The 10,617-nt window shown below is 65.2% G+C and carries 12 protein-coding genes; 5 read left to right on the top strand and 7 right to left on the bottom strand.

Annotated elements, in window-relative coordinates; genetic code table 11:
* Positions 1-167: 167 nt before the first annotated feature.
* From YUU_RS0122310 to fabI, 4 genes are all read right to left on the bottom strand, one after another.
* Positions 168-1,364 carry an adenylate/guanylate cyclase domain-containing protein gene (locus YUU_RS0122310; RefSeq protein ID WP_027524407.1) on the bottom strand — a complete coding sequence of 399 codons (1,197 nt, stop codon included), beginning with the start codon at positions 1,362-1,364 and terminating at the stop codon, positions 168-170.
* A 230-nt stretch (positions 1,365-1,594) separates the two neighbouring features.
* On the bottom strand, positions 1,595-2,683 hold the full coding sequence (aroC, locus tag YUU_RS0122305; RefSeq protein ID WP_027524406.1) for a chorismate synthase: 1,089 nt from the start codon (positions 2,681-2,683) through the stop codon (positions 1,595-1,597).
* Between the two features lie 218 nt (positions 2,684-2,901).
* Positions 2,902-3,501: a histidine phosphatase family protein gene (locus YUU_RS0122300; RefSeq protein ID WP_027524405.1), complete on the bottom strand. Its 600-nt coding sequence runs from the start codon at positions 3,499-3,501 to the stop codon at positions 2,902-2,904.
* Positions 3,502-3,514: 13 nt separating this feature from the next.
* Entirely contained in the window at positions 3,515-4,330 is an 816-nt protein-coding gene (fabI, locus tag YUU_RS0122295; RefSeq protein ID WP_027524404.1) for an enoyl-ACP reductase FabI, read from the bottom strand.
* 174 nt (positions 4,331-4,504) lie between these two features.
* Between fabI and YUU_RS0122290 the strand changes: the two genes are divergently transcribed.
* Complete coding sequence (locus tag YUU_RS0122290) at positions 4,505-4,993, top strand: sigma-70 family RNA polymerase sigma factor (RefSeq protein ID WP_027524403.1); 489 nt, start codon at positions 4,505-4,507, stop codon at positions 4,991-4,993.
* Between the two features lie 118 nt (positions 4,994-5,111).
* Complete coding sequence (locus tag YUU_RS0122285) at positions 5,112-5,882, top strand: anti-sigma factor (RefSeq protein ID WP_027524402.1); 771 nt, start codon at positions 5,112-5,114, stop codon at positions 5,880-5,882.
* Positions 5,883-6,223: 341 nt separating this feature from the next.
* Here YUU_RS0122285 and YUU_RS0122280 read toward each other — a convergent pair whose 3' ends face one another.
* On the bottom strand, positions 6,224-7,174 hold the full coding sequence (locus tag YUU_RS0122280; RefSeq protein ID WP_027524401.1) for a DnaJ C-terminal domain-containing protein: 951 nt from the start codon (positions 7,172-7,174) through the stop codon (positions 6,224-6,226).
* A gap of 112 nt (positions 7,175-7,286) precedes the next feature.
* Positions 7,287-7,700: an RT0821/Lpp0805 family surface protein gene (locus tag YUU_RS0122275; RefSeq protein ID WP_027524400.1), complete on the bottom strand. Its 414-nt coding sequence runs from the start codon at positions 7,698-7,700 to the stop codon at positions 7,287-7,289.
* A gap of 113 nt (positions 7,701-7,813) precedes the next feature.
* Here YUU_RS0122275 and pdxH point away from each other — a divergent pair, with 113 nt between their 5' ends.
* From pdxH to YUU_RS0122260, 3 genes are read left to right on the top strand one after another with little or no spacing between them, the layout of a single operon-like run.
* Positions 7,814-8,455 carry a pyridoxamine 5'-phosphate oxidase gene (pdxH, locus tag YUU_RS0122270; protein WP_027524399.1) on the top strand — a complete coding sequence of 214 codons (642 nt, stop codon included), beginning with the start codon at positions 7,814-7,816 and terminating at the stop codon, positions 8,453-8,455.
* A 14-nt stretch (positions 8,456-8,469) separates the two neighbouring features.
* Entirely contained in the window at positions 8,470-9,222 is a 753-nt protein-coding gene (locus tag YUU_RS0122265; RefSeq protein ID WP_027524398.1) for an SDR family NAD(P)-dependent oxidoreductase, read from the top strand.
* Between the two features lie 23 nt (positions 9,223-9,245).
* Positions 9,246-10,016, top strand: a complete 771-nt coding sequence (locus YUU_RS0122260) for a class I SAM-dependent methyltransferase (protein WP_027524397.1) — start codon at positions 9,246-9,248, stop codon at positions 10,014-10,016.
* A 250-nt stretch (positions 10,017-10,266) separates the two neighbouring features.
* Here YUU_RS0122260 and YUU_RS56515 read toward each other — a convergent pair whose 3' ends face one another.
* Positions 10,267-10,485: a hypothetical protein gene (locus YUU_RS56515; protein WP_084801504.1), complete on the bottom strand. Its 219-nt coding sequence runs from the start codon at positions 10,483-10,485 to the stop codon at positions 10,267-10,269.
* Positions 10,486-10,617: the final 132 nt, after the last annotated feature.

Genomic DNA, 10,617 nt, shown 5'->3' with positions numbered 1-10,617 from the left:
ATCTGTGAACAACATCTGGCTCGAAGCGAGCCAGTGCCTCACTGCTCGTGTAGATGCCTGAGGACGGATTTTTTATCTGTGACAGAAATCACGTGGCGCCTCGGTAGCGGCTCGAATAAGGATATCGCTCAAGTGATGCTCTCCGCTCGCATTCGCGCCCGAACGCCCTAAGCCATCACCACCGGCGCTTCCTCAGCCAGCCCGTACACGCGCTGCGCCTTGGAAAACCCCGCAATCGGAAACTCGCCAAGCTCGTTCCACTCGGTACCACACGCGCGCACGAAACCTTCGGAGGCCACCACCGTCCGCCCCATGCGGCCGGCGATCTTCTCCAGTCGCGCGGCGAGATTCACCGCAGGGCCGATGCAGGTGAAGTCGAGACGGTTGCCGCCGCCGATATTGCCGTAGAGGATGTTGCCGACATGCAGCGCGACGCCGAAGCGGAAGCGCTCGATCGCCTTGCCGACCGGAAATGCCAGCGCATCGACGCTGCAGCGTGACTCACGCGCGGCCTCGAGCACGCGCGCGCAGACGTAGTTCGCATCCCCAATATATTCGTCGATCGGAAACACCGCGAGCAGGCCGTCGCCCATGAACTTCAGCACCTCGCCGCCATGGGCGCGGATCGAGGCGACCTGGCAGTCGAAATAATGGTTGAGGATCTCCACGACGGTCTCGGCCGGCAGCCGGTCCGACAACGCGGTGAAGCCCCGCAGGTCCGACAGCCAGATCACCGCCTGCATGGTGTCGGTGTGGCCGCGGCGGATCTGGCCGCCCATGATGCGCTCGCCGGCGCGATTGCCGACATAGGTGTCGAGCAGCGTCGTGGCAGTGCGGCGCAGCGTGATGATCTCGGTAAGGCGCGTCAGAGGCTTCGTCAACGCGCGCAGCGCCGCGACCTGCGCATCACTGAAGCCGCCGGGTTGTTTGGTGGTCCAGGTCATCGCGTGGACGGTATCGTCGAGGAAGCGCAGCGGCGTCGCAACGTAATCTGTGGCGCCTTCCTGCTTGAGATCCTGCAGAAACGGAAAGCGCTCGACGTCGCTGGGGTTGTCGGGACTGCCGCGCACCTCGAGGCCCTGGTTGAAGACGAGGCTGAGCGGGCTCTTCTTGAATTCCGGCGTCTCCTGGATCTCGAAATCCACCGTGCCGATCTCGACCTCGGGTGCGCCTTGCCGCCAGATGAAATTGCGGCCGTAGATTTCGGGGTGCAGCGTGCGGATGAAAACGCCGACCCGCCACAGCGGCAGGCCGGCCGCGACCATGCGCTCGCAGCATTGGGACACAAGCTGGCTCGGCATCGGCGCGGAGCGCGCGCCGTCAATCAGCCAGTCGGTGATGGCGCTGATTTCGGATGCATCCATGGCCGACAGTTTGCTGACGAAGCTTTCGCCGCGTCAAGCTGCGCGAGCGGCCGACGTTACAAGACCCTCATGGTGAGGAGCGCGGAACGCGCGTTACCGGACGATGCTCCGCATCGCCGCGCGAACCACGAAGGCCCGGATATCGCCCGCGGCCATCCTTCGAGACGCCCGCGTATCGCGGGCTCCTCAGGATGAGGGTGGAGCGCGTGTGACACAATAGAACTAGAGAATTAGCGTCCGACCTGCCCGCGGTCGCGCAAGAAGTGGTCGGCGAGCACGCATGCCATCATGGCCTCGCCGACGGGAACCGCGCGGATGCCGACGCAGGGATCGTGGCGGCCCTTCGTGAAGATCTCGGTGTCGGCGCCCTTGCGATCGACGGTCAGGCGCGGCTGCAAGATCGACGAGGTCGGCTTCACCGCAAAACGCACTACCACAGGCTGCCCCGTGGAGATGCCGCCCAAGACGCCACCGGCATTATTGGACAGGAAGCGCGTTCCGTCATTGCCGGTTCGCATCTCGTCGGCGTTCTCTTCGCCGGTGAGTTCGGCGGCGCCAAAGCCTGCGCCGATCTCGACGCCCTTCACCGCGTTGATGGTCATCATCGCAGCTGCGAGATCGGAATCGAGCTTTGCATAGATCGGCGCGCCCAATCCTGCCGGCACGCCCTCGGCCACCACCTCGATGACGGCACCGATCGAGGAGCCGCTCTTGCGGATGCCGTCGAGATAGCTCTCGAAGAATGCCGCCTTGTCCTTGTCCGGACAGAAGAACGGATTTTTTGCGATCTCGTCCCAGTCCCATTTGTCGCGGTCGATCTTGTGCGGACCGATCTGCACCAGCGCGCCGCGCACGGTCACGCCGGGCACCACCTTACGCGCGATCGCGCCTGCGGCGACCCGCATCGCGGTCTCACGCGCCGAGGAGCGCCCGCCGCCGCGATAGTCGCGCAAGCCGTATTTGGCCTCGTAGGTGAAGTCGGCGTGGCCCGGACGAAACTTGTCCTTGATCTCGGAATAATCCTTCGAGCGCTGATCTGTGTTCTCAATCAGAAGCCCGATCGGCGTGCCCGTCGTCACCTGCTCGCCGGTCTCCGGATGCGCCATCACGCCGGAGAGGATTTTCACCTGGTCCGGCTCCTGGCGCTGGGTCGTGAAGCGCGACTGACCGGGCCGGCGGCGATCGAGGTCGCGCTGGATGTCGGCGTCATTGAGCGGGATCAGCGGCGGACAGCCGTCGACCACGCAGCCGATCGCCACCCCATGGCTCTCGCCGAAGGTGGTGACACGGAACATGTGGCCGAAGGTGTTGAAGGACATCGCTGCTCGCTGGATCGGTTCCGGCGTGTGGTAACGCGCCCTCGAAGAGGGGTCAAATGGCGCCTCGTAACCGCGGCGCGGGACGGTCACAACCGCCCATTAGCTACTTTGCATGGGGTTGTTTTGCGACTTTTTGCCCGGAACCCGAAAAGCCGGATATGCCCTCCGGGCGCCCCCGCCTGCGGTTGCCCCGTTAACCCCGACCGGCGGTACCCCCGTTAACTATGCTTCTCCAGGCGGCCGTCGCGGAACACGTACACCACGCCCTGCTCGATATAGAGCTCGGCGGCGCTCGCCGGCGTCTCCAGCCCGAGCGTCACCATCAGGGCACGCGCGGTGCCGCCATGGGCGACCGCGACCGTGTCGGTCCGGAGCTGGTCATACCATTCGCGCATGCGGGCCTGGACGTCGGCATAGGTCTCGCCGTCCGAGGGCGCCACTGTCCACTTGTCGACCAGGCGCCTCGCGTAGACCTCGGGATCGGCGGCCTCGCTCTCCGGCAGCGTCAGTCCCTCCCAGGCGCCGTAGCCGATCTCGCGCAGGCGATCGTCGAGCGAATAGTCGGCAATCGGCAGGCCGAGCTTGCCGCGCACGAGCTCCATGGTCATGCGCGCGCGCCCGAGCGGGCTCGAGACATAGGGCAGCGAAGCCTTGTCGCGGCCCTCGCGCGCAAAGAGATCGGCGAGGATGCGGGCGGCCTGCACGGCCTGGCCGCGGCCGCGCGCGTTCAGCGGGATGTCCTGCGTGCCTTGAAGACGCCCGAGCGCATTCCACTCGGTTTCGCCGTGGCGAAGGTAGTAGATCGTGAGCGCTGGCATTGTCGGACGGGAGTTAGTCCTTCCCGCCCAGCGCCATATCCGGCGCATCCGGCCGCTTCATGCCGAGCACATGGTAGCCGGAATCGACGTGATGCACCTCGCCGGTGACGCCGCACGACAGGTCAGACAGGAGATAGAGCGCGCTGCCGCCGACGTCCTCGGTCGTCACGTTGCGCCGCATCGGCGCGTTGACCTCGTTCCATTTCAGGATGTAGCGGAAATCGCCGATGCCCGAGGCGGCCAGCGTCTTGATCGGCCCCGCCGAGATCGCGTTGACGCGGATGTTCTTCTCGCCGAGATCGGCGGCGAGATAGCGCACGCTGGCCTCCAGCGCGGCCTTTGCCACACCCATGATGTTGTAATGCGGCATCCATTTCTCGGCGCCGTAATAGGACAGCGTGATGATCGAGCCGCCGTCGGTCATCAGCTTCTCGGCGCGCTGCGCGACCGCGGTCAGCGAGTAGCAGGAGATCAGCATCGACTTGGTGAAGTTCTCCTGCGTGGTGTCGACATAGCGGCCGTCGAGCTGCTCGCCATAGGCGATCGCGTGCACCACGAAGTCGATCTTGCCCCACTTCTCCTGCACGACCGCGAACGCCGCATCGATGGTCGCAGCGTCCGTGACGTCGCAATGGCCGAGCACCAGGCCGCCGATCTCGGCGGCAAGCGGCTCGACCCGCTTCTTCAGCGCGTCGCCCTGATACGTGAATGCGAGCTCGGCGCCGGCGGCGTGGCATGCCTTGGCGATGCCCCAGGCGATCGAGCGGTTGTTGGCAACGCCGAGGATCACCCCGCGCTTGCCCTGCATCAGACCCGAATTCTGCGCCATGCCTGTCATCCAATCGAGCTGGTTCTTGAGGTCTGGAGGTACACCAGCCCTCCCCTGCGGTACAGTCCTAATCCGCGGCGTTAACGCTGTTTCGGTTGCCGGAATAGCCGTTCCATTCGGGTGTTATGATCTGTGAAGGCGCTCGCGCCGAAGGTAAAGGACAATCGAGGCGGCATGAGCGCGTTTCGCCAGAGTGTTGAAGCCATGATCCCGGCGCTTCGGCGCTATGCTCGTGCGCTCGCACGCGACGCCGACATCGCCGACGATCTGGTGCAGGACACGCTGGTCCGGGCGCTGCGCTCGGAGCGGCTGTTTCTCGGGGGCGACGTCAGGAGCTGGCTCTACACGATCCTGACCAACCTCAACAAGAACCGTCGCCGCTCGCTCGCGAGGCGGCCGCAGTTCATGCAGCTCTCCGAGAACAATCCCGACGCCAGCGGGACGGAGGCGGAAGGGCGGGACATCGAGAAGGCGCTGGCGACGCTGGTGGAGGAGCAGCGCTCGGTGCTGCTGCTCGTGATGCTGGAAGGCCTGAGCTACCGCGAGGTCGCCGACATCCAGGGTGTCCCGATAGGGACGGTGATGTCACGCCTTGCGCGCGCCCGGGCCCACATCAAGGCGGCGCTGGAGGGCGAGCGGCCGGCACTGAGAAGAGTGAAATGATGGCAGGGTCCAAGCAAAGGTCCATGCATCGGAAATTCGGCGCCCTGTGCACGCAGCAGAGGCGAATGGATTTGAACGGCGAACGATATTCCGGGCCGACGAGCCAGAGACGAACGATATGAGCGACCGCAAGATTTCCGTGACCGAGGACGAATTACACGCCTATGTCGACGGCGAGCTGCCGGCCGAGCGCCGTGCCGACGTCGAGGCCTGGCTTGCCGCTCACCCCGAAGAGGCCGAGCGGGTGAACTCCTGGCGCGCGATGGCCGAGTTGCTGCACGCCCGCTATGACACCGTAGCACAGGAGCCGGTGCCGAGGCGCCTGGAGCTCGAGCGGCTGGTGCAGCGCCCCAGGCAATGGCTCTATGGCGCAGCGGCGGCAGCCCTGCTGGCATTCGTGGCCGGCGGCGCGGTCGGCTGGGTGGCGCACGGCGCCGCCAACACGCCCTCGACCTTCCAGAGCTTCACCGAGGATGCGCTCGACGCCCACCGCCTCTATGTCGTCGAGGTGCGCCACCCCGTCGAGGTCCCAGGCAACGAGCGCGACCATCTCCAGGCCTGGCTGACCAAACGCTGCGGCTGGACGGTGTTCGCGCCGAACCTCGAGGCGAGCGGGCTCAAGCTCGTCGGCGGCCGGCTGCTGCCGGGGCCGAACGGCCCGGCCTCCTTCCTGATGTACGAGGGCGCCTCCGGGGAGCGGTTCACGATCTACAGCGCCAAGACCGAGACCGGCGAGACGCAGATGCGCTACACCGCGATGAACAAGGATGGCGCCTTGTTCTGGGCCGACCGCGGCGTCGGCTACGTCGTGAGCGGCGGCGGCGACCGCGACCGGCTCACCAAGGTGGCGCGCGCGGTCTACGACCAGGCGGAGAAAAACGGCTCCTAGACAACGCGCAAGCGCGTTCGCCAAGATTCGGTCATCGAAAATTTGGAATCAGGACATCGACGCGTCTCATTATCGCACCGGATGATCACGCGAAAATGAGAGGCGTTCGATCCGCCGATCGGCGCAGGCGGCCTCGATTGGGGTTTTTGGTACCGCGCTGGTCCCCCTCTCGAGGCCGCACTCTTTTCGCGGCTGCATTGCGGCAGCCGGCACGCCGGACACGATAGCGTCGAAGTGCTACCGCGCTCCATGCGTCTATTGGAGCATTACCTGCTGGGAAAATGCTCTCTGCGAGCGCACGATCCGTTCCGACGAGCGCGCCCGCTCGTCCCGATCATGCGTTAGCCGAGCACACTACGCGGATTGTAGGGGTGCTGGTCCCGCCACTTTTGCATCAATGCTTCAAGCTCGGCATCGTTCCCGTCCGGCAGCATGATGCGGGTGGTGACGAAGAGGTCGCCGGTCCCACCCGATTTCGGCAGGCCCTTGCCCTTCAGCCGGAAAGTCCGGCCGCTCGAGGTGTTTTTCGGGATCGTCAGTTCGACCGCATTGCCGAGCGTCGGCACACGGACCTTGCCGCCCAGCACCGCCTCATAGAGCGTGACCGGCAGATCGATCCGCAAGTCGGCGCCGTCGACCTTGAAGAACGGATGCGGGCCAATCGTGACGGTGATGAGCAGGTCACCCGGCGGATGGCCTGGCGCGGTCTCGCCCTGCCCCTTCAGCCGGATCTGCTGGCCGCTGGTGACGCCGGCCGGAATCTTGACGTTGAGCTCCTTGCCGGTCGGCAGCCGGACGCGCTTGTCCCCGCCATTGACCGCCTCCTCCAGCGACACCGTCATGGCGACGTTGAGGTCGAGATCGACCCCGACCCCGCCGGTATCGAACTCGAACTGGGGTCCGCCGCCACCGGCCCGCGCACCGCGCGCCGCGCCGCCGAACATGCTGTTGAGAATGTCCTCGAACGCGCCTCCACCCGGACCGCCGCCGGAGCGGAATGAATATTCGAAGCCGCCGGGGCCGGCGCGCCCGCGCGGGCCCCCGCCGCCCGGAAAGCCCTGGAAGCGCGGCTTGCCCTCGGCGTCGATCTCGCCGCGATCGAACTGCTTGCGCTTGTCCTCGTCACCGAGGATCTCGTTCGCAGTGTTGATCTCGGCGAAGCGCTCGGCTGCCTTCGGGTCGTTCTTGTTGCTGTCGGGATGATGCTTCTTGGCGAGCTTGCGATAGGCGCTCTTGATCGCGGCAGCGTTGGCGCTCCGCGGCACCCCCAAGACCTCATAGGGGTCGCGCATCCGTCACGTCTCCCTTCACGGAAATCGATAGTGTCAAAAGGGCTCCCCGCCCCACCTGTCAATCATCTGGGGTGCCCGTGGCATTTTTGCAACTAGGGTCGCTGAGCGAATCCTAGCTCCGCCATGGCTTTAGCGTATGAATCTCCCAACGGCCATGGCCGCTCTGGCAGCCGGAGCCCTGGAGCCAGTTTTCGGTCCGGCCGTTGACGTAGCTCGCCAGGAAATCCCGGCATTTGCGGCCGTCCTCGGCGGCGTAGGACTGTGCGATCGGGGTCACTGAGCCGCGTGCACCGGTCTCTGGATTTTCCCAGTGCTGGCTGGCATCCTTGTCGCCCTGGCTCAGCACGTCGGAGGCCGCGTTGCGGGCGAAGGCGAGATCGCCCTCGGTCGGCGCCTGATCCTTGGTGATCGAGCCGGTGACATCGCCCTCGCCCATCTTGGCGAACGGCCCTTTGGCAAGGGCGCCGCCGTCACTGCGGGAGAGGCTACAGCCGCCCGTGCCGAGCCCGATTAGAATCATTGTCATGACAAGGCTGGAGGGCCGGATCGCCGATAGGCCAACGCTGCCCCATGCCCTATATAGGGCAGAAGCGGACGACAACACGCTTTGGGCCGCGGAACGCAACTCGGACTCCAGACATGACCGATACGAGCTCGATGAAACACCAGACACCCTTAACATCCGGTGATTTCACCGCCGCGGACGAACCGTTCGCGCTGTTCGAGGCCTGGCTGAACGAGGCGATCAAGAGCGAGCCGAACGATCCCAACGCCATGGCGCTCTCGACCGTCGACACGGAGGGCCTGCCCGACGTGCGCATGGTGCTGATGAAAGGCTTCGATTCCGACGGATTCGTCTTCTACAGCCACATCGCGAGCCAGAAGGGCCGCGAACTCGCCGCAAATCCTAAGGCCGCGTTACTTTTTCACTGGAAGTCGCTGCGCCGGCAGGTGCGCATCCGCGGCAACGTGACGCCGGTGACCGACGCCGAAGCCGACGCCTATTTCGCCACGCGCCCAAAGCAGGCGCAGATCGGCGCCTGGGCGAGCAAGCAGTCGCAGCCGCTGGAGAGCCGCTTCGCCTTCGAGCAGGCGATTGCCAAGGTCGCCGCCAGATACGTCATCGGCGAGGTGCCGCGGCCGCCGGGCTGGAGCGGCTGGCGCATCACACCCTTGCGTATCGAGTTCTGGCACGACCGCCCATTCCGCTTGCACGATCGCATCGAATTTCGCCGTGACGCGGCGGGCCAGCCATGGTCCAAGACGCGGATGTATCCCTGAGCCGAAAGATCTCAATGCCGCATTCATCCAACGCGCCGCGCCGCACGCTGCTCCTGACCGGGGCGAGCCGCGGCATCGGCCACGCCACCGTGATCCGCTTCTCCTCGGCCGGTTGGCGCGTCATCACCTGCTCGCGGCATGCGTTTCCGGAAGACTGTCCGTGGGACGCCGGCCCCGAGGATCACATCCAGGTCGACCTCGCCGATCCCGAGGACACGTCGCGCGCGATCAATGAGATCCGCCGCCGCCTCGAAGGCGGCACGCTGCATGCGCTCGTCAACAACGCCGCAATCTCACCGAAGGGCCCCGGCGGCTCCAGGCTCGGCTCGGTCGATACCGACCTCGACACCTGGACGCACGTCTTCCACGTCAACTTCTTCGCGCCGATCATGATCGCGCGCGGGCTGATCGAGGAGTTGAAGGCGGCGAAGGGATCGGTGGTGAACGTCACCTCGATCGCCGGCTCGCGCGTGCATCCCTTTGCGGGGGCGGCCTACGCCACCTCGAAGGCCGCGCTTGCCGCGCTGACGCGCGAGATGGCCTCCGACTTCGGCCGCGTCGGCGTGCGCGTCAACGCAATTGCGCCGGGCGAGATCGACACCTCGATCCTGTCGCCGGGCACCGAGAAGATCGTCGACCAGCAGATCCCGATGCACCGCCTCGGCACGCCCGACGAGGTCGCCAAGATCATCTACGTGCTGTGCACGGAGACGTCGTCCTACGTGAACGGCGCCGAGATCCACATCAACGGCGGCCAGCACGTGTAGGTGAGGAAAGCCGCGGACGAGCGATGGGTCGGTTCGCAACTACGGCGGCGCTCTACGAGAACCTGCGGCCGCCTTATCCGCCGGAATTCTTTCGGAGTGTCGCCGGGAGGCTCGCCCTCAGCGCGCGATCCGCGCTGATCGATCTCGGCACCGGGCCCGGGCTATTGGCGCTCGGCTTTGCGCCCTATGTCGGCCGCATCGTTGGTGTCGACCCGGAACCGGACATGCTCGATGCCGCACGGCGTGCGGCCGCGCGCGCCGGCCGGAATCTCAGCCTGATCGAGAGCACGGCCGAGATGCTTCCCGCCGACATCGGTGCCTTCGATATCGTAACGATCGGGCGCGCGCTGCACTGGATGGATCGCAACGCCACGCTTGCACTGTTCGAGCGGCTGGTCGCGCCGGATGGTGTGATCGCTGTCTGCGCATCGTTCTCCAGTCGCGACGGCCGCAATCCCTGGCTCGATGAGTACAATGCTGTCCGCCGCAACTGGTCGCCGACCCGCCTCTGGGAGGAGGCCAGCCGCGGCGAGCGAACGCATCGCGACCTGCCGGCCTTCTTCCGCGGCAGCGCGTTTCGCCCGATGGACGAGATCAGGGTCGAAACGCGACACGAGATCAGCGTGCATGACCTGGCGCGGCGCGTGCTCACCTTTTCCTCGTCATCGCCCGAAGCATTGGGTGACAATGTCGAGGCCATGCTGCGCGATGTCGAACAGCACTTGGCTCCCTTCAGCCGAGACGGCGTGATCACCGAGACGCTGCTATCCGTGGCCGAGATAGTGAGGCGCTAAAGCATGATCCGGAAAAGTGTGAAGCGGTTTTCCCTCGCGACAAACGCGGAACGCGTTTGCGCGGAGATCATGCTCAAACAACAGCCTGAAGCGCGATGACGATTCATCCTTATCTCATCGCGCTTTAAGGGCGCTGGAATTGCGCGACGATGCGGCGGGTTCTCGGGAACGATCCGTGTTTGCAAACGGAAGCAAGGCAATCCAGACAAAGCCGCCGCAGGACCTGGATTGCCTTTACCCCTCCCGTTTCTCAATCGGCACGAATCCGACGCGATGTCTCGCGTAGCCGCGGAGCGGCTACATTGAACGCAGTCGAGCAGTCGTCGTCGTTCTCACCGTCGAGCAGCGGAGCACCACAGTGCCGGCACAACCGTGCCGACATCGACGACGCCTTGCCGTTCGCCAGGACCTGACGATAGCTCGCCAGATCGATGACGTTGCGGGGCGTCGTTATGCGTTTTTCAACCATGGCTGTTCCTCGCGGCTTACCCGCTGCTTATCGCAGACAAGTTTCGCCCAAACGTTCAGCCCAACGCTCAAATTTTAGCTGAGAAAATGAGGCAGAGATTGTGACCCAGATGCTGTCTACGCAGCGCCACAT

The organism is Bradyrhizobium sp. Ec3.3 (assembly GCF_000472925.1).
Lineage (GTDB): Bacteria > Pseudomonadota > Alphaproteobacteria > Rhizobiales > Xanthobacteraceae > Bradyrhizobium.
The sequence above is the reverse complement of the archived record's forward strand: the minus strand, read 5'-3'. Positions and strand labels throughout refer to the sequence as shown.